This window comes from Pedobacter kyonggii, from assembly GCF_004310665.1.
In the GTDB taxonomy this organism is placed as follows: domain Bacteria; phylum Bacteroidota; class Bacteroidia; order Sphingobacteriales; family Sphingobacteriaceae; genus Pedobacter; species Pedobacter kyonggii.
Window position 1 is genome coordinate 216,161 of the sequence record NZ_SIXF01000006.1, and the last position, 21,477, is coordinate 237,637.

The following is a 21,477-nucleotide window of genomic DNA, read 5'->3' on the forward strand; positions in this document are numbered from 1 at the left end:
ATAAGATGGATCAGAAAATAATCAACCTGTATGATGAGTATACCCATAGTCAGGTAAGCAGAAAAGATTTTATGAGAAAACTGGCTATCCTGGCTGGTAGTACAGCATTAGCCATGACTATTCTGCCTATGCTAGAGAATAATTATGCCGCTGCAGCGGGTTTTAACAGTGATGATATCGAAGTTGAAAATATTACCTACGCAGGTGTTGACGGTGAAATGAAAGCTGTACTGGCCAAGCCAAAAGACAAAAAGAACTTAGGCTGCGTTCTGGTTATTCATGAAAACAGAGGCTTAAATCCACATATTATTGATGTAACCAAACGTGTTGCCGCCGAAGGTTTCCTGGCCCTTGGCGTTGATGCCCTTTCGCCACTTGGTGGAACCCCAGCAGATGAAGATAAGGGGCGCGAGTTGATCGGAAAGCTTGATCCTGAAAAGAACTTAAAGAACTATTTAAAAGGATTGGACTATTTACGCAAAAGAAAAGATGGAAACGGTAAAGTAGGCTGTGTTGGCTTTTGCTGGGGCGGTGCAATGGCCAATAAATTAGCGGTTAATGATCCTAAATTGCAGGCAGCTGTTGCTTATTATGGTGCACAGGCAAATGTGGCAGATGTACCTAAAATTAAAGCGAGTTTAATGCTGCATTATGGCGGCCTGGATGAACGCATTAATGCCGGGATCCCAGCTTATGAGCAGGCTTTAAAAGACAATAAAATTGATTACAAAATTTACATCTACGATGGCGTAAACCATGCCTTTAACAACAATACCTCACCTACCAGATATAACGAAGCCGCCGCAAAACTGGCCTGGAGCAGAACAATTGATCTGTTTAAACAGAAACTGGCAGTGTTAACGCGGTAGTAATTCCTATCACAAGATCGTGATCAGGGTTCCTCAGTCGATTCGTCATTTAGAGCGCAGTGCAACGAAGTCGGGAACTCTTTTAAAAGTGTTATAAAGCTATGGACACAGATTTCTCCACTGCGTGGGAATGATTGTTATGATAAAATGTAATAGCCACTTATCAACCATACTACTTTGTTAAAGCATTATGATTCCCAGTCGATCTGGGAATCATGCCACCAATTAATTCCTGATTACTTAGCCGAAACAATTTCTACATTTCCATTTTCTAGTCCTTTACCTTTAACCTTCAACTCTAGTATACCACCCTTTTTATCAGACTGAACCACCACTACAAGTTTTCCACTGAATAATTTCATGGTTGGTTTTACAAACGATTCCAAAGAAGTAGCATCGCCATTACAAACCGCTTTGAATGTTCCCGCTCCTTTTACTTCAAAATTTAAAGCATTGGTAGCTGTTGGACAAGGTATACCGTTTTGATCAACTATCGATACGGTTACAAAAGACAGATCTTTCCCGTCAGCCGTAATCTCTTTTCTATCCGGGGTCAAAACAATTTTATAAGGTTTACCTGCAGTAGTTACCTTTTCTTCGGCTACGGGTTTTCCATTGCTATCAAAGGCTACTACCTTTAAGGTTCCTGGTTCGTATTTTACATCCATCCACATCAGTCTGTAGCGGTTTTGTGGTGTTGATTTATCTTTTTTACGTATACCCAAACTTTTACCATTCAAGAAAAGTTCGGCACTATCGTAGCTGGTGTACACGAAAACTGGTGTAGTTTTACCTTCTCTTCCTTCCCAGTTCCAATGTGGCAGTAAATGTAAAGTTGGTGCAGTTTTATTCCAACGGCTTCTATACAGGTAGTAACGGTCTTTGGGTAAACCTGCCAGATCAGAAATCCCAAAATAAGAACTTCTTGATGGCCAACTGCTGTCATAAGGGGTTGGTTCGCCGAGGTAATCGAAACCTGTCCAAACAAATTCTCCGATTACCCATGGTTTATCGTCCTGCATTACAAAGTCATCGTCAGGTACATTAGACCAGCTACAATATTCAAGATCATAAGAAGAAGATTGAAAATCAGGATACTGTTTATCGAATCCTTTTACAACCGGAAATTTATATATTCCCCGGGAGCTTACCGTTGAAGCCGTTTCAGATCCTAAAATAAAGCCCTGTGGAAAAACCTTATTGGCTTCTTCGTAAAGATGTACCCGATAATTTAAGCCTGGAATATCCATTAGTGCACCAAAACCAGATTGCATGGTTGCCTTCACCTGATCCATCCCTACGGTAACAGGACGTGTAGGATCTTCCCGATGGAAAATTTCCTGAAGCCATTTAGCCCTTTTAACACCTTCGGAACCAAACTGATCGGGCACTTCGTTTCCTGAGCTCCACATCACGATACAAGGATGATTTTTATTGGCCTGTACCAGATTTATAATATCTTTTTCAGCATCGGTATTAAAATATAAATGGTAACCATTTTCTACCTTGGCTTTTGCCCATTCATCGAAACTTTCGGCAAGAAACATGAACCCCATTTCATCGCATAGCTCCAGTTGCTCAGGCGATGGCATATTATGCGAACTTCTGATCGCGTCGCAGCCCATTTCTTTCAAAATCGTTAATTGTCTTCTTAATGCAGCGGTATTAATAGCAGCGCCAAGCGGACCAAGATCGTGGTGCAGGCAAACGCCTTTAAATTTTCTTACCTGGCCGTTCAGGCTAAATCCTATTCCTGCACTAAAATTGATCGTTCTGATTCCAAATCTTGTTTTTACTACATCCTTCAATATCCCTCCTTCATATACACTTGATACCGAAGTGTACAAATAAGGCCTTTCAGGGCTCCAAAGTTTGGGATTGCTGATTTCTATATTTTGATCGGTTTCGTTTCCAAAGATTGATTTTGCTGTATCAATAGCCACCTGCTTACCCAAACTATCTAAAACCTGCGTAACCAAACGAACACCTTTATCTGTTAATTTAGTTTTGATATTCACTTTGGCAAATTCTTTCTTTACTATTGGGGTGGTTACTGTAATTCCCCATTGTTCGATGCTTTTTTCATCTTTGATGATTAAATGCACATTCCGGTATAAACCTGCTCCAGGGTACCAACGAGAAGATTTAGGCATATTCTTAAGATGAATAGCCAATAAATTATCGCTCGTTTTTAAGTCGTTAGTAATGTCGATATAAAAGTAATTGTAACCGTAATTCCATTGTCCAACCTGTTTCCCGTTTAGGTACACACGAGGTTCGCTCATGGCTCCGTCTATCTGAAGCAGCACTTTCTGGTTTGGTTTAAGCGCTGGGAGATTCAGTTTTTTTCGGTACCAGCCTTCTCCAATATAAGGTAAAGCCCCGGTTCTACCTGTTTTTTCAGTGGCCATGCTTTCGCCGTTCTGAGTGATTGCGGTTATCTGTTTGTCTATCTCCTTATCAAAAGGTCCGCTAATGGCCCAATCATGTGGAACAGAAACAGTTTCCCAGCGGGTATCATTAAAAGTAACTTCGGCAGCATTCGGGAAATTTCCTTTTGAGAATTTCCAGCCTTCATCTAACAGGATTTCGGTTCTTTGGGCAGCAGCATTTAAATAAAAAATACCCACTAAAAAAAGTGGTAATAATATTTTTTTCATCAGAAATTGTTTAGAATAAATTCGACAGCAATATAACTTCTTTTTAAGTTAACACCATATCAAATTAATCCCAGCTTTTCGGTGTTTTAAATTGATTACAGATTGATAACAGCGTGGTGGAACCGAAGTAAGGATGCCGAAGTAGAATTTTGTATTGTCATTTTCAGAACGCTACAATTAAAGTAAAAAAGCCCTTCAATCCTGAGAGGGCTTTTTTATAGTCGTCTATCCCTATAAGTAGGAAGCTCAAAACTAATTAATGCCTTTAATATTTTTAAGGGTTGAATAAACTGAACAGAATTTTTTTTTACGTTAATTCATTCTTAGTTTTTTCGGCTTTATATGTCCTTAAATGGCTATAACAAACTATTACTCCACTCCTTTTGCATTCGTAGGAATAACGTACAGCGATTTTGAAGCTGTAATAAAAAGCATGTTTTTGTCTTTTCCACCAAAACAAATGTTACCGCACCATTCTTCGGGTATATCAATATGGCCAATTTTTTCACCTGTAGGTTTGTAAATATTCACTCCTTTTCCAGTCACATATAAATTTCCGTCGCTGTCTAAAGTCATTCCATCAGAATGCTGATTAAGGAAAAGTTGCCTATCCGTTAACCTCGCATCGGCACCAATACTATAACGATAAGTTTTATTTGCGCTCATATCGGCCACATACAAAAATTTACCATCCGGAGTACCCACAATACCGTTAGGCTTAATCACATCATCAGCAACGATAATCGCTTCTTTTTTTCCTTTCGGGAGATAATATACCTTTTGCCCTTGAATTTCAGGCGTTTTTCTAGTCCAGTAATCGCGCTGATAGTAAGGGTCAGTAAAATAAATGCCTCCTTTAGCATCTAACCAGATATCGTTTGGTCCGTTTACCTTTTTACCTTCATAATCGCTGAAGAGCACTTTTATCTTTTTGTTTTTATCGATAGACCAGATCTGGTTATTCTCGTCGGCACAAACAATTAAGTTTCCTTTTTTGTCGAAATAAGTACCGTTTGCCCTACCTGATTTATCCATATACAGGCTCAGTTTGCCATCAATGCCATATTTCCAGATTTTATCATTAGGCTGATCAGTAAAAAACACGTTGCCTTTCTTATCAACTGATGCACCTTCCGTAAACTTAAACTGTGCAGAAATCACCTTTAAACTGTCCTGAACAAAAAGGTTTTGCCCTTCACTTTGCGCAAAAGAAACGGTACTTAAAGCTGAAACAGCCAAAAAGAAGAAGTATTTTTTCATTTGTATTTTTTTTAATAACCTATCAGGTTTTTGAAACCTGATAGGTTTATAAAGATATTAACTTACCCGTTTCCCTTTCAGTAACATATTTAATGCATCGTTCAGCGTTCCTGCTTTTTGTACTTCGCCTTCGTTTACAAAATAAATTTCATCAGCGTTTTCTATGGTGTTTAAACGGTGCGCAATAATAACAAGCGTGGTTTCTTTCGAAAGTTTATTTAAAATGCTGCCCAAAAGCTGTTCGGTTATGGTATCAATGTTGGCTGTAGCTTCATCAAGGATTAACAGTTCAGGATTTCTTAGCACTGCACGCATAAAGGCAATCAACTGTTTCTGACCCAAACTGATACTGTCTGATCCCGAAGTAATCGGTGTATTCAACCCTTCGTCAAATATGGCTAAAAGTGCGTTTAGATTGGCTTCTTCAATTATTTTCTCCAACTGCGCATCACTTACATCCTTATATTGACTATTACCATACAAAATATTCTCTTTTACAGTTCCTGTAAATAAAAATGGTTCCTGTAAAATAAACCCGATTTTTTGTGTTCTTTCCTCGGCAGAAAATGAACGGATATCTTTACCATTTAATAAAACTGTTCCTTTAGTGGCATCGTACAAACGCGAAATTAAAGAAGCAGTAGTGGTTTTCCCCCCTCCGGTTGGTCCAATTAAGGCATAAGTTTTTCCTTTTTCGAACCTCAGGTTAATGTTATGGAGGATTTCTTTACTGTCATCATAAGAGAAATGCACATTTTTAAACTCCAGTAAAGCATCAGAAGTGATATTTCCGCCAACTTTAATCTGTTTTAGGTCACTCTCCAACGATAAGATCTGTGAGATCCTGTCCCAACTGGCCATCGCCACCTGAAAACTTGTCCAAAGGGCAGCCAATTGCCTTAGCGGATTATAAAAATTGGTGGTATAAGCAATATAACTCACCAATAAACCCAATGTAAAGTTGCCGGTAGAAATCAGGTAAATACCAAATAATAAGGTGATCAGCTGTGCTATACTCGATAACAAACCATAAACTGGCACAAAAATATTATTGGCCAAACCCGCACCTATAGCTGTTTTATAATTTTCGGTATTGGCTTCATTAAAACGTTTCCTAAAATAATCCCTGCGGTTAAATGCAATAATCACTTTAAAGTTGTTCAGGCTTTCCTGTATTTCGGCACTCATTCCGCCAACACTTTTTAAGTTTTTGGCATTTTTTCCTTTTACCCAGGGTGATAAAGCTATTGTAAAAAGAACGATCACCACCGCAGGCGAAAGGGTTGCGGCGCCTAGCTCTAAATTAATCGAAAGCAAGAAAACACCGGCACCGATCATGGTGACAATACTGCCTATAAACTGCATTAACGACTGCGAGAAAAACTGGTTCAGCTTATCGGTATCGTTATTTACCCTCGAAATCAGATCGCCAGCTTTGTTCTGATTAAAAAATGAAACCGGTAACTCCTGCAGTTTATTAAAAATGGCATTACGCAAAGTGTATAACATTCGCTGGCCTACTCCGCCCATCAACCTGGTTTGGGTGTAACCGGTAACCATGGCAATCATGTACATCACCAACAGTATACCACCAAAAAGAAGCACACCATGAAATTGTTTGGTGCGGATATAAGCATCAACCGTGTGGCCTACCAATAATGGCCCCAAAAGTAACAGACCTGAGTTAACCAAAATGGTAATCAGCGCCAGCCAAAGGTTCTTACGTTCAGCCGAGATCAGTTTTAGCAGGCTTTTCAGCGCCTTAAAAGTAGATTGCTTTTCCTGCCTGGTGTTAAGCTGGTTAAGATTGTAGTTCATAATTACTGGTGCTCTGTTGTGAATTGTAAATCTGAACATATTCGGGACTGCTTTTCAGCAATTCCTGATGGGTTCCTTCAGCAATGATTTCGCCCTGCATCAGCAAGATCACTTTATCGTAATGCTCAACAGAAGCTATTTTTTGTGTAATGGAAAGTAAAGTTAAACCAGGATAATTTTGTTGGATGTTCTCTAAAATCCTTTTCTCCGTATTGGTATCAACACGCGCTGTAAAATCATCAAGCAATAAGATCTTCGGATTCACCGCTAATGCCCTGGCCAGCATAATTCGTTGTTTTTGTCCACCCGAAAGGCTGTTTCCACGTTCCGAAACAATAGTATTTAATTGATCAGGTAAGGCATCTACAAAATCTTTCAGTTCAGCAGTAGCTATGGCTTTCGCTAAAGATTCATCCGTAACGGTATCGCTAAAGGCAATATTTTCCCTGATGCTCATGTTGAACATAATGCTGTCCTGGAACACAAAGCCAACCTGCTGGTGAAAATCCTCCTGGTTGTACTTTTTAATTTCTTGGTTATCGAACAGCACCGCACCAGAATCTGCTTCAATAAGGCCTGTTAAAATATAAAGTAATTGTGTTTTACCTGCAGCCGTAGGACCGATAATAGCAGTTCTAGAGCCTGCTTTGGCAGAAAATGAAACCGATTTTAAAACTGGTTTTTGTCCGAAATTTAAATTAAGGTCTTTCGCTTCCACTTCCCCTCGCAATTGTGTGCTTAATGTACCTGGATGTTTGATCTCAGCAGCATTCAACACACTTTCTATCCTTTGGTAAGATGCTGTAGCCTGTGCAATTACATTGCTCATAAAACCGATTACCAAAATGGGAAATATAATGAGCGTAAGGTAACTGCTAAAAGCGGTAAATTCTCCCAGAGTCATCGAATTGGTAATTACAAAGTGGCCACCCAATACCAGAATGCACAAACCAGATAAATTGGCTGTAAAAACGATAACCGGAATCAGCGCCGCAAACATGCGGAGAATGGAAATTCCTAAATCTCTCGCTTTGGCATTCGCATCTATAAATTTATTGTATTCTAAAGCTTGCGAATTAATTACCCGGATTAAAGCCGAACCTAAAATACTTTCGCTGATTACTTTGTTCAGCCAATCGATCACTTCCCTACTCTTTTTGAAAAGCACTTTTACCTTGCTTAGTACATAGAAAAATGCTCCACCGATTATTGGCACAATAGCAATTACGCAAAGTGCCAGTTTCCAGTTAATCATCAGGAGCAGAATACTTGCCCCAACAATTAAAAATATAGACGAGCAGATAGAAACGATTGCCTGCGAAACAAACATTTTAATCGAATCGGCATCAGCTGTAAGATTGGTCAGCAGTTTTGAAGGATTAGCCTGAATAACATAAGCATGGCTCTGTCGCGAAATCTGATCAGATAATCTTGTTCTTAAATCTCTTGCTACACGTTCAGAGGCATAGGTTTGTACAATACTCTGCAGATAAGTAAAGATAAAAACCAGTACAATAGCCAGTGAAAACTGAAGAAGAATGGATTGAAGATTGAAAGTTTTGTTGGTATAAGAGTCGATACCGTTTGCAATAATCTTCGGTAAGAGTAAGTTGATACCGTTACTGAGCAACGCAAACAGGATCAGCATAAAAATTAAGCCTCTGTAATTTCCAAGTAAACTGAAAATACTCGGCTTTTTGGCTTCTTTGGTTTTTTCCATATCAATGAAGATACCTTAAATTGTAGGCTCCAAATTTAGCCCAAAGAAATGATTAAATGACTAAATTATTGAATGAGAGCGTGTAATTTATTCGTAGGCATTTCCTATTTATTAAATTCAATCATTCTCTCATTCAACAGTTAACCGATTTAACAGTTTAAACAATTAACCCCTTACTTACTTTCCTTCAAAACCATATCAATGGTAATGGCAGTGGCTACAATTGCAACTTTCTGATTGCTTTCGGCATAACTTGGATCGATAGAAACATTGTATTTATCGGCCGTGGTGAAAACTTCTTTCAAAGCACCAGCCCACTTTTTGTTTATTTTGCCCATTTCAGCACCTGCATTATTGGTGATGCTAAAGTTCCATGCTTTCCAATCGCCAGATATTTTTGCGATCTCTTCTCCAGACGTTGGACTCGAAATGGTAAAAGTAGGCTTGAAGAATTTAAATTTTTGTTTAATAATGCCCACTTCAACACCAAGCGGATCGGTAACAATAATTTTCGACATCCAGAATGTCCACCCTCTTGTAATGGTGGCCTGCAACTGGTCGTTGGTATCTGTAATTTCTAATTTAAAAGGCATCATTCGCTTATCAACCAATAAGGTTAAAGCCTTTTGCCAGCCAGAAATACGCTGTTTAATAATCCCGATCTGAGCGCCCTGATCGTTGTACACTTTGTACTCGTTCGCAAACTTTAAAAAGTTTACTTTCTCATCAATAAAATACTCGTCGCTTAAAAAAAATGGAGGAATCTGCTTGTTCATATTGTAGATTTAATATTAGATAAGTTGCTAAAATATATATTTTTTTTCATTGCAGGTTCAAGTAGCGGTGAGAGATCGTCATTGCGAGGAGGCTTTTTCAGCCGACGAAGCAATTTTTATCACAAGGATCACTAGCATGAAAGATTGCTTCGTCGTTCCTCCTCGCAATGACGAACTTTCTTTTGGAATCTATCGATGGTAACCTGGTGAAGAACAAATATTAGGCTAGTCTTTTTACCACAGATGCACACAGATCTTAATATCTGTGTGCATCCTTTTTTATCTGTGGTTAAGATTACTCCAACAGATTTAAAACCAATTTGCAACGAAACATTGCTACCTTTGCAGCAAAAGCCATTGAAGAAAATGGTTAAACCCAAAACACATGATTGAAATAGGAAAATACAACGAGTTACGGATTTTAAGCAAAACAGAAGCTGGATTAAACTTAACCGATGGCGATAAACTGGTCATCCTGCCCTACCAATACGTTCCGAATGGCGTAGAAATTGGCGATAACATTACCGTTTTTGTTTTTGTACAAAAAGATGGCCGCTTAACCGGGACTACACAGAAAGCTTATGCGGAAGTGGGGGATTTTGCTTTTTTGAAAGTGGTTTCTGATGGTGATGATGGCGTGTTTATGGATCTTGGTATCGATAAAGATGTGTACGTACCAGACCGCGAGCAAAAAAGGCCGATGCAAAAAGGCTATAAATATGTGGTTTACCTGTATTTAGACGAAAGTAACGATCGCTTGTTGGCTTCTTCTAAACTGTATGATTTTGTTGAAGAAGATGGTTTCGATTTTGAAGAGGGCGACGAAGTAAGCTTATTGATTACCGAAGAAACCGATCTTGGTTTTAACGCCATTATTAACAATACTTATATTGGTTTGCTTTATAATAACGAAGTTTTTGACAATATCCAACCGGGCGAAATGCGCAAAGGCTGGATCAAGAAAATCCGAGTGGAAGGTAAGATCGATTTAACCCTACAGCCAAGTGGTTACGGCCATATTCTCGATTCGAAAGAGATGATGCTAAGAGAGCTTAAAAAGAGTGGTGGTGTAATTGAGCTGGGCGATAAAAGTTCTCCTGAAGATATTTATCACCGTTTCCAGATCAGTAAAAGTGCCTTCAAAAAAACCATTGGTTCATTGTACAAAGAGCGCTTAATTGTACTTTCTGACGATTCGATTAGATTGATTACAGACGACGAAGCAGAATAATTTATTTCATAAAAATCATTAAGATTGGTCGTCATTCCCAACTTGATTGGGAATCTTAAAGCGCTTGCATTACGATTCCCGCCTGCACGGGAAAGACGACCAATCATGAATTAACCAGTAAAACTTACTATAAGTCTAATTCAAATTAAACTTCTCGCTCTGAATTTTCACTGCATTCGAGGCAGAAACAATGGCCACGATCATAATTCCGATCACAATAGCTAAAATAACCTGCAAAGTAGAGTATACCTTCGTTCCCGAAACGAAGATCTTTGAACCTTTAATCAGATCATTACCCACTTTAGATTGTATTTTAATCAAGGCCGAAAGCTTAGTCAGTGTTTCATCAACAGCATTTTTTCCCATCGACTCATAAATTATTCTTCCTTCAGTACCAGCTATGTTCATTATTTTCGCCTCCAATCCCTGTTGAACAGTTAATGCTTTTTTAAGATCGTTTAAAAAACTTTTCTCCTGCTTTACCAATAAAGTAAGTTCATATTTGTTGATTATCGAATCTATTTTACGGTTGTATTTATTCATTTTTACTATACTGGTTGAAGGCTGAACGTTACCATCCCCGAATAATATTTCCTGAAGAATCTTATTTTTATAAAACAGGTTTTCGGCAATAAAGTATAAATCTGTCGCCGGAACAAGCCTATCATTGTACATCGAAATAAAAGATTCATTAATCTTCTCTACACTTTTGTCTTCCAAAAAACGGATCAACAAAGTGCAGCACATGATGCAGAAAAGCAGAAAAGCTATTTTTAGCTTGTTTTTAAGACTAAAGGCAAATTTCATATATAATTTGGTTAGTATGTTCACCACAAGGGCACAAAGAAAATCAATCTGTGCAATCCTTAAATCTGTGTAATCACTTTCTAAAAGTAGTCCTCCTGTGCCGTCTTCGCGAAAAGCTGAGGCGCAAAATTGACTAAATATAGTTCTTTTTTTGCTCTCGTTACAGCAGTGTATAACCAGCGGAGAAAATCAAGATCGATCATTTCTTCTGTGAGGTAGCCCTGATCAGCAAAAACAGCATCCCACTGTCCGCCCTGTGCTTTATGGCAGGTAACCGCATAAGCAAACTTAATCTGCAGGGCATTATAAAAAGGATCGGCCTTAATGGCCAACATCCGCTGTCGCTTATTGGCAATATGCTCATAATCTTCATTAAGTCCGTCAAAAAGTTTCTTATTTTGTTCGTAAGGAAGATTTGCACTTTCTAAATTCAAAGTATCCAGCATTACTTTGCAGCTGATCTGCCCCGCTGCCGGAAAATCCATAAACTCTAAAGTGGCATCGGCAAAACGGAATCCATAACGCTCTTCCTCTCCCCTTACACGGATCACCTTTGCCATATCGCCGTTGGCGATAAAAGCGGTATCTTCATTATCAGGCAGCCAGAAATAATTGTTCCGTACAACCATAATCTGATCGCCGCCAGTTAACTCTTCTTCGCGGTACAACAACCTGGCTCTAATCTGCTGGTTATACACATTGGCCGATTTATTGGAACGGCAAACCACCAGGGTATTTTCCATACCGAATTTACGGTAAGCGTATTCCAGTCCTTCAACCAAACGCGCCCCGGGCATATTGTAAATATCGGTATAACTTTTAGTCAGGAATTTAGGCATTGGATTTTCAGGATTTTTAGCAATCTGATTTCTCAACATTGTAGCATTGGCCAAAATACCCGATTTCTTTCCTTGCCTAACCACTTCCTTTAACTCAACAGATGACACGGTTAACGCAAATTTATCTTTGAGGTACTGTTCGTTCAGTGCGGGGCTATCTAAACTCCCCACAGGAGGTAACTGAGCGGTATCGCCCACAAAAAGCAAAAAGCAGTTTTTGGTATTGTACACAAACTCCAGCAGATCTCTTAATATTGAAGAGCCTGTTTCGTTAAATTCATCGGCAATCATCGAGGCCTCGTCGATAATAAACAATGTATTTTCCGAAAGGTTAGGTGCCAATTGAAACTGCATTTCGGGCGATGCCGCCGAGCGCTTGCGGTAAATCCGTTTATGTATGGTTAATGCTTTACGGTATGAATACTGGCTCATTACTTTCGCTGCCCTTCCCGTTGGCGCAAGCAGTTCACTACGCAAGTTAAATTGTTTCAAAACCTTCACCAAAGCCGCTACAGAGGTGGTTTTGCCTGTACCAGCGTAACCCTTAAGCACAAAACAGCGGTACTCGTCGTCCTGTTGCAAAAACACCGACATCCGTTCGCAAAAAAGCAATTGCTCCTTAGTTGGTGTATGTTCGTATGCTGAAGCTATAAGCTGGCTTTTATCGGGTATCATCTCTAATGGTTAATTGTTTTAAACGGTTAATCGGTTAACAGTTTGGTGTAGGTAAAAATAGTACCTGAGTTTTTAGCACAGCCCTATTTAGCTAAACCGTATTGAAGCGGTATCTCCCGATCTAAATGAACATTTGTTTTTTCGCAAAGGTTTGATCGGGAATTTAGCGGAAAGACGGACTACAGTACCCGATTAGCAGTACAGCACCTTTCCAAACAAATGCAATCGCTATGCTTTCTGCTCCTTGCTATTATAAAAGTAAGGTTTCGATGCGATGTGCCATTACCATATTTTGTTTTTTGCTGTAACTGAAAATAGTAAAATGGCCATCTTGAGAGGCTACCAAACCAATAGATTGGGGCTGATCGTTAACAAACTGGGCTACAGAAAAGTGCCTGGTCCCTCCGAGCTGTCCGGGATAAAGAATTTTATCTTCGCCACCAACAATGGGTTCCGAAAATGCAATCTGTTCTACTGTAGGTTTGCCTTTAGCACGACCGATTTTTGCGCCAAATGCAATCAGATCAAACTCTTCGTTAATGATCGTAGCGCCATCAACAGCTGTTAAACCCGCCAAATGCTCTACTTCACGGCGAACAGCACCCTGCGAGAAAATTTCGCTCTGGTTGCCGCTCTGTTTCGCCAGATTGGATAGGCCACAAAATGGAGGTTCTACCAAATACTGTATCGGGTGGATGATAGATTCTTCCCATTTTGTATCGCCTTTCGGCACAATTAGTAAGGCTCCACCACGGCCATGGGCACGCATAGAAACCGAAAACTGGATCAAAATATTAATGGGATCGTTCCAGCTGGCCAAAACAGTCAGATCTAACAAGGCCTGCAAAATAGGTGGACAATCTTTATTTGCACAACTGGTATCATCAACAATACGGATCTGCTCCCCTTTAAGCACAGCAACATTGGTAAATTTTCCAATGCCGTAAATCCTTCGGTGTTTAATTACGATTAATCCAGGTTCAGAAACATCAACAACAAAACAGAAGTTCGGAATATTAAGGGTTGTACCCCAGATATAAAGTTCGCCATCTTCTTCCCAAACCCCTAAGTGAATTCCTGAACGTTCAATCCCAGGCGCTATTTTGGTTAAGGTATTGGCATTTAACGCTAGTTTTTTCGCAAAACGTAACGGTTTCGACGTTTGCTCTGGTGGTAAAAAAGCAATCGAAATCCTCGGCGAATGCCCCTCTTCCTTACGTAAGCTGCTCCAAAAAGCAACATCTATTATCGCTTCAATTATTTTTCGATCCGGTTGAGTAGCCAAATCTATCTCACCCTGTGCAATTGCATTTTTATGCAGTTTAACAAAATGTTGCTCAATAGTTGCTGCAATCGTGTTTGCCGCTTTGTAGGTAGGCTTGTAACTCATGTTCCGAATTTAAGTCGAATATTTCGATTTTTGAATAGCAGAAAGGTTTGATTTTGGTAAAAAAATACAGACATTTTTACCACAGATCTTCACAGATAAACGCAGATATTTTCTATGTACTTTTAACCGCAAAGCGCGCAGAGTCAAGATTAAGCACAAAGACGCAAAGAACACGAAGTTAATTGTATATTTGAGCGAATATTAATTCACTCAAGTGTCTCTGGTAGTAGAAAAAAGCATTGGTTCATTGGGCAATTGGTAAGCAAAATGACAAGGAATTGTTTCCGTGAACTCCGTGTTTCCGTGGCAAAAGATAAATTAATTCACTTATCAGGTTAAGAATTTAAACAAATAATCTGTGTTTATCCTTTTTTATCTGTGGTAAAAAAACAAAGCAGGAAGCTTACCGTTAAGCTATCAACCAATAATTCTGTGGCAAAACCAAAAAATTAACCTCATCTTACCGTTAATCCTCAAAAAAGTCTATTTTTGTTTCAATGAGTAACAATAGTCTCTTATTAGTCGACCCAAATTTTAAAGCTGATGCATCTGCAAACTGCCATTTATTGTTAAAAATAACGAATGACAGCTTTTCTTATGCTGTGGTAGGCAAGGATACAGAAGAGATTAATATCATTTTTGATAAACAAGGTTGTGAAGATGTACAGAAAGAACTGAAATCTGCCTTTGAAACCGATAGTTATTTGTCACTGAACTATGTAACGGTAAAAGCCGCAATCCATACCTCAAATTTTATTTTTATTCCTGATGAATGGTTTGATGGCGAACATCTGTCCGTTTACGCTAAGTATTTAGGTTCCGATGCTAAAGTTTACACTAAACACAATGATAAGTTAGGTTTTAATACTGTTTTTTGTTTAGATGAGGATTTAAAATCAAACCTGCCTGAAAAAACAGATTTATTTCCACAGTCTGAACCATTAATGGTTTTATTTAATCATTTGGCAGACGAATCTTTATTAATAGATTTTACTGCAGTATCTTTCAATGTACTCTACGTAAAAGATAAAAAGATAGTTTTTCAAAACCATTATCAATCAGAAAACGCTGAAGAGTTTAATTATTTCCTGTTGCTGATGATCGAACAACTGGGTTTAACTGATACCATTCCCGTTTATTTACAAGGCATTATAAACGAAGACGATGAACATTATAACTGCTTGTTAAAATACTTTAACCAACTTTATTTCTTTCTTCCTGCTGGAAAACAAAATAGCGAATTATTGGCCGATATGCCCAAACACTATTTCAGCGGTCTCCTTGCTTTAGATTTATGCGAATAATTGGTGGCAAATTAAAGGGCATCCGTTTGCAGCCCCCTGCAAATTTACCGGTGCGCCCAACTACGGATATGGCCAAAGAAGCACTCTTCAATATCCTCAACAACAAATATGATTTCGAAACCTGTTCTGTTTTGGATTTATTCTGCGGTACCGGAAATTTAACTTTCGAATTTGCCTCACGTGGTGCAGAAAGTATTTTAGCGGTCGATATGGATTATGGTTGCGTAAACTGGGTTAAAAACACAGCAAAACAACACCAGTTTGATCAGGTTGATGTGCGTAAAGGCGATGTTTTCAAGTTATTAAAACAAATGACTGGCGCTTACGACCTGATCTTTGCCGATCCGCCCTACAACATGCCTAACATTCCACAGATTCCGGTGATAGTAAAGGAGCAACAATTGCTCAAACCTGATGGCCTGTTAATTGTAGAACACCAAAGTAACATGAAACTGAACAGCCAGCCCGGCTACACCGAAACCAGGAAATACGGCAATTCATCGTTCAGCTTTTTTGAGTTATAGTAGTTCAATCGTTCATTGGTTAATGGCGCATAGTTAATTTATTTTTAGAAAGTGAGCACACAGCGCGTTATGGCGGTCTTCAGTCCTGCTTTTCATTGCAAGTCCTCACCCGATAAAGGATCGGGTTCCGGGCTTTCCATTGCAATCAGGCTTAAAATAGACAGTCTGCTCCAGTTATAGTGCCGTTTAACTTCTTAATGCTCTTAATTTCTTAACGGTAAAAGATTAAGCCAGGTGCATTCCGTGTAAATCTGTGTTTACGTGGTAAAAAACAATCTCTTTGTGTTCTTCGTGTCTTAGTGGTAAATAATTTCACCATAAAAATCTATATTTGAATCATGAAAATAGCGCTATTTCCAGGCTCATTTGATCCGATCACTATTGCTCACGTAAACATTTTACAACGTGCCACTCCACTTTTCGATAAAATTGTAGTGGGTATCGGACTAAATAGTTCTAAACAGAATTTCTTAAGTGCAGAGCAGCGTCTTCAAATTTTACAAACTGTTTTTAAAGGCTATCAGAATATCGAAATCCAAACTTACGAAGGTTTAACAGTAGATTTCTGCAGAAAAATTGATGCCACCTATATGGTGCGTGGTATCCGTTCGGCTGCTGATTTTGAATATGAAAGAGCCATCGCACAGATCAACCAGACCATGATGCCCGAAGTAGAAACCATTTTACTTTTAAGCAAACCCGAATATTCTGCCATCAGCTCTACCATTGTGCGCGATATTTTAAGAAACCATGGTGACGTAAGCCCATTTGTACCCAAAGAAGCACTTAGCTTTTTATAGTTTTTAATGATGTGCTGTCTTATGTTTAATGTGCTGTCAGGTGTTACCACCTGACTGATAGATCATTTACATACATATTTCTAACGCAACTAGTCTTAGCGTATCGCTAAGAGGTAATTATTGTTATACCAAACACCAATTACTGGAGATAAAGTATAGTCTGAGCGAGATGCTAAGACCAGTAAATTTAATTTATTGGTGTCAGATAGAAATATCTGACACCACGATCACCATCATAAACTTCAGCCACTAAAAAAATGTCAGTCTGGACGGAGTCGAAGACTTTTACCCTATCGTTGTTCATCCTCCCTTACAGTAGTTTAATATTATTTAAATTTAAAATGTAACGTTTTAAAGAATCGGTTACCAATGGGTTATAATATTAAATGAAAGAAACAGAAAACATATTCCTCACCCTGATCAACCAGCACAAAGCGATTATACATAAGATTTCTAAAATGTATATGAACGGTGTTGAAGAACAGCGCGATCTGTTTCAGGAAATCGTATTACAACTATGGAAAGCTTACCCCACTTTTAAGGGTAATTCCAAATTTACCACATGGATGTACCGCGTATCCTTAAATACGGCATTAATTTACTTTAAAAAGGACAATAGAAAAGTAGATAAAACACCATTGGATGAAAATATTGATGTAATAGATGTAAACGAGAATGAAGGAAAAGAAGAGAAATTGGTCTATTTGTATACTGCCGTGCAAGAGCTCAATGTGATAGAAAAAGCATTGATATTTCTTTTTCTCGAAAACCAATCCCATCGCGAAATTGCCGAAAACCTGGGCATCAGCGAGGTAAATGCACGGGTTAAACTCAATAGAACTAAAGAAAAATTACAATTCATCATAAAGAAAAACGGTTATGAATTTTGACGATATAAAAAATGAATGGAATGCTGAAACTCCAGAAGGAAGCAACATTTCTACCGATATGCTTAAAATAAAACAGGCACATACCCCAATCGATAAAATAAGGGCGAAAATGAAACACGAGTTTTTTTACCAGATCTTCTTTTTGGTACTCATTGCCTTTATCCCTTTCTTTTTTGGTTTCTCATCAATAATGAATCAAGTGTTTTTAATGTTTTATGCCATCACCTGCGGATTTACCGCTTATTATTTTTTTAAGTTTTATCTGTTCTATAAAAACTCTTACGATATGAGTTTAGATACGCGCAAAAACATCCTTTGGTTTTTCTACGAAATGAAACTTAATATCGAACTATATAAAGCCCTCACCTACATCGTTGCCTTTATCGGCGTCGCATTCATTGCAATTTATCTGTTTATAGAAAAAGCTTCAATTTTCAACAAAATTTTAGCTAATCTTTCATCGGTTTACATCTTATTAAACTGTTTTATTACCATTCTGATTATAGGCGTAATTACCGAATTATGGGCTTGGTATTACTATGGCAAGTATTTAAAGCAGGTAAAAAAAGTAGTTGATGAGTTGGATTATGAATAATCAGTGCAGTCAGATGTTACCATCTGACTTTTAAAGGTAGAACTCCAATTGTTCCGATCCGTGTCAGATAGAAATATCTGACACCACACGATGTGCAGTCAGATGTTACCATCTGACTGTTAAAACTTGCTCATACGGATTATTTACCAAAAAAGATGCTGACCACGTAGTAGCTATTAGGCCATTAAAAACATAATAAACCTCTAATAAAACAAGTTCAGCAGGACGATCTCTGGGATAGAACGCTTATAGTATTCCTCCGGCCCTCAGCACATCCATAATTGATGGAAAAGTATTTTTAATCACAGGCGAAATGTGGTTTTTATCTAGCCAAACTGCTTCATCAATGCCTTCTTCCTTTTGAGGTATCAATTTTGGTTCGCCTTTAACCTTCATTTTGTACCAATTGGTTTTCTTAATCACCATTTTTGTACCAATTGGGTAAACGTGATAGGTTTTACAAAGTTTTTCTTCGCGTTTAAAAACCCTGATTCCGCACTCCTCTTCTACCTCACGAACAGCGGTTTCTTTCATTTTTTCACCTTCCTCTAGCTTCCCTTTGGGCAGATCCCACTTTTTATTCCTAAAAATAAACAGAAAATTGCCATTTGCACTCTCTACCAAACCACCAGCGGCTTTAATAATGGTACAATCTTTCTTTAACTTTTTAAAGGTCTCCTGAGGGTTTTTTGTCAAGAAAATATAGCTCTTTTTAGAACCATTTTTTAGTTTTTTGTAGAATGTTTGCAGATTAAAATCCTGAAATTCCAGTTGTTGAATTTTTTCTTTTTGCTCTGGCAAAAAATCTGAGATATACAAAGTGTTATCGTTGATATAAATTCTATAATTTCTTGGCATATATTTTTAACACACATTAAATAGAGAATGATGCTTTTTTATAGCAACCCGCTCCTTTCCCGATTATATTTAAAGAGTTCTTTCTGCGAAACCTATACATTTTGCAATGCCCTAAAAGTAGAAAAATTGTTGAGTTATTTATAGGATATAAAAAAAGGTTACAACAATTAATGTTGTAACCTTATCTAAATTAACGCTCTCAATCAAAGATTGATGCAAGGCTCTCACCCCTTGCTTGGTACAAATATAGAATAATTTATTAAAGAGTAAAAAAAAATAATTATTTAATCAATGATGAACCTTTATAACCAAAAGCCATACACACTGGAATGTAAAAAAAATGGTTAGTTACCTATATTGAAGCATTCACCTGCAAAACAATGGCGAATAATTCCTGCAACGATGAATATTTTTTATAATTTTAACTTTTTAATCTGCCATGCCCATACCTTCACTATCCGAAACAGATCTGGAAGCATACCGAAAAGATCTTTCTAACCCAGGAAAATCGACAGGGACGCTCTTTATCACATTAACAGGGCTTTATCAGCGTTTTGCCGGCAATGAACAGTTATTGGCCAATTTCGAGTACGCATCTGAACTTCATAGTCTGGAGAGCAGCTACGCCTCAAAAAAAGAACATTACAATAAAGAAATTGCAGAGCTTAAAAGGCAGTTTAAACAATTAGATAACCGTATTATTGCCGCAGAACAAAAGCTTCGTCATGGTATCCCCGACGATTTGATGGTAATGGATAAAATTATAGCGGAGCAAGAATCTATCGTAGAAGATCAGGAAAAGCTTAACAATGCCGAATCATCCATCGTAGAGCAGGTTAGAATAATAGATATAGCCCATGGAAAAGACCTTCAGAAACTAGAACAACAACAAAGCAATAGAAATACACCGCTTAACAGTAAATTTTCTGCTTTTAATGAGCAGATAAAACAAGCAGAAAAACGTATTACGCTAAAAGCAAGTGCAATCTCGATTATTGCCATTATCGGCATTCCTTTAATAATAGATATGGGCTTGGTATCATTAGGATTGCCTGCCTTAAGCAAGAATACCAATAACCTGATCTTTACGCATTATATCTTTTTAATCATACTGATCCTGGTTGAATTGTTCCTAGCCGAAAAGATCAGAAGCAGGATTTCGCGGATGTTATCCATCTCTTACCTTAAAGATTCGCTAGCTACGCTACAAAATCTGCTGTTGGACAACAAAAAGCAGATTTCCAAAGTAGAATCTGATCATAACATCTCTATATCAGAATTTGTAAAGCAAAATTATGCAACTTAGGAGAATGATCTGTCTGATAAACAAATAGGGATTTAGAACCTTTTTCAGCACAAAATCCCTATATTGTTAATGTGATCTGATATTTAGATCTACAGCGTAGCCATATCAATCACAAAGCGGTAACGTACATCGCCTTTTTCCATACGTTCATAGGCGTGGTGGATATCTTTCATATCAATCATTTCGATATCCGAAACGATATTGTTCTCTGCACAAAAATCTAACATTTCCTGAGTTTCGGCAATACCTCCAATACCCGAGCCAGCAAGACTCTTTCTACCGCCAAGCAAACTAAAAGCAGCAATTTCTGCCGGTTTAGGTGGAACACCTACACAAATGTGTATACCATTTGTTCTCAACAGAGACAGGTACATGTTAAAATCGTGCTCAGCAGATACGGTATCTAAAATAAAATCGAATGTACCCCTGGCAGCTTTAACCTGCGCAGGATCGGTAGTTACCACAAAATGATGGGCACCAAGTTTTTTTGCATCTTCTTCTTTTTTTGGCGAAGTACTCAATACCGTTACTTCGGCACCAAAAGCTACACCAAATTTCACAGCCATATGGCCTAAACCACCTAAACCCAGTACAGCCAGTTTATGGCCTTTTCCTACTTTCCAGTGTTTTAGCGGAGAATAAGTGGTAATACCTGCACATAAAAGCGGTGCTACAGCAGCAAGATTCAATTTATCCGACACATGAAGTACAAATTCTTCTCTTACTACAATCGTATCTGAATATCCACCATAAGTTGGTGTTTTACCATCTCTTTCTAAACCATTGTATGTTTGCGTATTTCCTTCTAAACAATATTGTTCTAAATCTTGCTTACAGTTTTCGCAAACCTGGCAAGAATCTACCATACAACCAGTACCGGCAAGATCACCAACTTTAAATTTTTTAACATGATCTCCAACTTTTGTTACCCTGCCCACAATTTCATGGCCAGGAACCATCGGGAATATCCCAGGAAACCAATCATTTTTTATCTGGTGAAGATCTGAGTGGCAAACCCCGCAGAAAAGTATCTCGAACTGAACATCATGAGGTCCTACTTCCCGGCGCTCAAAATTCCAGGGTGCAAGATCTGTCTCGGCATTTTGCGCCGCATATCCTTTTGTTGCTATCATAAAAATTCAAATTAATTTTACC

Annotated in this window: 18 protein-coding genes; 8 read left to right on the forward strand and 10 right to left on the reverse strand. The window is 38.3% G+C overall.

What is annotated here, in order from left to right; genetic code table 11:
• Positions 1-5 precede the first annotated feature (5 nt).
• Positions 6-869, forward strand: a complete 864-nt coding sequence (locus EYS08_RS09175) for a dienelactone hydrolase family protein (protein ID WP_131029742.1) — start codon at positions 6-8, stop codon at positions 867-869.
• A gap of 236 nt (positions 870-1,105) precedes the next feature.
• On the opposite strand, the gene EYS08_RS09180 is transcribed toward EYS08_RS09175, so the two are convergent.
• From EYS08_RS09180 to EYS08_RS09200, 5 genes are all read right to left on the reverse strand, one after another.
• Positions 1,106-3,529, reverse strand: coding sequence for a DUF4982 domain-containing protein (locus tag EYS08_RS09180; RefSeq protein WP_131029743.1), 2,424 nt, complete (start codon positions 3,527-3,529; stop codon positions 1,106-1,108).
• A gap of 369 nt (positions 3,530-3,898) precedes the next feature.
• Positions 3,899-4,789 carry an SMP-30/gluconolactonase/LRE family protein gene (locus tag EYS08_RS09185; RefSeq protein WP_131029744.1) on the reverse strand — a complete coding sequence of 297 codons (891 nt, stop codon included), beginning with the start codon at positions 4,787-4,789 and terminating at the stop codon, positions 3,899-3,901.
• A gap of 57 nt (positions 4,790-4,846) precedes the next feature.
• Positions 4,847-6,607 carry an ABC transporter ATP-binding protein gene (locus tag EYS08_RS09190; RefSeq protein WP_131029745.1) on the reverse strand — a complete coding sequence of 587 codons (1,761 nt, stop codon included), beginning with the start codon at positions 6,605-6,607 and terminating at the stop codon, positions 4,847-4,849.
• Positions 6,591-8,327, reverse strand: coding sequence for an ABC transporter ATP-binding protein (locus tag EYS08_RS09195; RefSeq protein WP_131029746.1), 1,737 nt, complete (start codon positions 8,325-8,327; stop codon positions 6,591-6,593). The genes EYS08_RS09190 and EYS08_RS09195 overlap by 17 nt, the downstream gene beginning before the upstream one ends.
• A 173-nt stretch (positions 8,328-8,500) precedes the next feature.
• Positions 8,501-9,103: an LURP-one-related/scramblase family protein gene (locus EYS08_RS09200; RefSeq protein WP_057933366.1), complete on the reverse strand. Its 603-nt coding sequence runs from the start codon at positions 9,101-9,103 to the stop codon at positions 8,501-8,503.
• Between the two features lie 385 nt (positions 9,104-9,488).
• Between EYS08_RS09200 and EYS08_RS09205 the strand changes: the two genes are divergently transcribed.
• Positions 9,489-10,334, forward strand: coding sequence for a CvfB family protein (locus EYS08_RS09205; protein ID WP_057933523.1), 846 nt, complete (start codon positions 9,489-9,491; stop codon positions 10,332-10,334).
• A gap of 135 nt (positions 10,335-10,469) precedes the next feature.
• Here EYS08_RS09205 and EYS08_RS09210 read toward each other — a convergent pair whose 3' ends face one another.
• The 3 genes from EYS08_RS09210 to EYS08_RS09220 all read right to left on the reverse strand — a co-directional run bounded on the left by EYS08_RS09210 (position 10,470) and on the right by EYS08_RS09220 (position 14,045).
• Positions 10,470-11,141 (reverse strand): MCP four helix bundle domain-containing protein, encoded by a 672-nt coding sequence (locus EYS08_RS09210; RefSeq protein WP_131029747.1) that lies wholly within the window; start codon positions 11,139-11,141, stop codon positions 10,470-10,472.
• Between the two features lie 80 nt (positions 11,142-11,221).
• Positions 11,222-12,655, reverse strand: a complete 1,434-nt coding sequence (locus EYS08_RS09215; protein WP_131029748.1) for an ATP-dependent DNA helicase — start codon at positions 12,653-12,655, stop codon at positions 11,222-11,224.
• Between the two features lie 250 nt (positions 12,656-12,905).
• Positions 12,906-14,045 carry a putative sensor domain DACNV-containing protein gene (locus EYS08_RS09220; RefSeq protein WP_029279299.1) on the reverse strand — a complete coding sequence of 380 codons (1,140 nt, stop codon included), beginning with the start codon at positions 14,043-14,045 and terminating at the stop codon, positions 12,906-12,908.
• Between the two features lie 497 nt (positions 14,046-14,542).
• On the opposite strand from EYS08_RS09220, the gene EYS08_RS09225 reads away from it, so the two are divergent.
• The 5 genes from EYS08_RS09225 to EYS08_RS09245 all read left to right on the forward strand — a co-directional run bounded on the left by EYS08_RS09225 (position 14,543) and on the right by EYS08_RS09245 (position 18,158).
• Complete coding sequence (locus EYS08_RS09225; RefSeq protein ID WP_131029749.1) at positions 14,543-15,349, forward strand: DUF3822 family protein; 807 nt, start codon at positions 14,543-14,545, stop codon at positions 15,347-15,349.
• Entirely contained in the window at positions 15,340-15,873 is a 534-nt protein-coding gene (rsmD, locus tag EYS08_RS09230) for a 16S rRNA (guanine(966)-N(2))-methyltransferase RsmD (RefSeq protein ID WP_131029750.1), read from the forward strand. The genes EYS08_RS09225 and rsmD overlap by 10 nt, the downstream gene beginning before the upstream one ends.
• 338 nt (positions 15,874-16,211) lie before the next feature.
• Complete coding sequence (gene coaD / locus EYS08_RS09235; protein WP_029279302.1) at positions 16,212-16,673, forward strand: pantetheine-phosphate adenylyltransferase; 462 nt, start codon at positions 16,212-16,214, stop codon at positions 16,671-16,673.
• Between the two features lie 386 nt (positions 16,674-17,059).
• The gene (locus EYS08_RS09240; RefSeq protein WP_131029751.1) at positions 17,060-17,563 is read left to right on the forward strand and encodes an RNA polymerase sigma factor; all 504 of its coding nucleotides are present in this window, start codon (positions 17,060-17,062) and stop codon (positions 17,561-17,563) included.
• Positions 17,553-18,158, forward strand: a complete 606-nt coding sequence (locus EYS08_RS09245; protein WP_131029752.1) for a hypothetical protein — start codon at positions 17,553-17,555, stop codon at positions 18,156-18,158. The genes EYS08_RS09240 and EYS08_RS09245 overlap by 11 nt, the downstream gene beginning before the upstream one ends.
• 246 nt (positions 18,159-18,404) lie before the next feature.
• Here the strand turns inward: EYS08_RS09245 and EYS08_RS09250 are convergent, their stop codons facing one another.
• Positions 18,405-19,016, reverse strand: a complete 612-nt coding sequence (locus EYS08_RS09250; protein ID WP_131029753.1) for an NUDIX hydrolase — start codon at positions 19,014-19,016, stop codon at positions 18,405-18,407.
• 439 nt (positions 19,017-19,455) lie between these two features.
• Between EYS08_RS09250 and EYS08_RS09255 the strand changes: the two genes are divergently transcribed.
• Positions 19,456-20,322: a hypothetical protein gene (locus tag EYS08_RS09255; RefSeq protein WP_131029754.1), complete on the forward strand. Its 867-nt coding sequence runs from the start codon at positions 19,456-19,458 to the stop codon at positions 20,320-20,322.
• 89 nt (positions 20,323-20,411) lie between these two features.
• On the opposite strand, the gene EYS08_RS09260 is transcribed toward EYS08_RS09255, so the two are convergent.
• On the reverse strand, positions 20,412-21,455 hold the full coding sequence (locus EYS08_RS09260) for an NAD(P)-dependent alcohol dehydrogenase (RefSeq protein WP_131029755.1): 1,044 nt from the start codon (positions 21,453-21,455) through the stop codon (positions 20,412-20,414).
• Positions 21,456-21,477 lie beyond the last annotated feature (22 nt).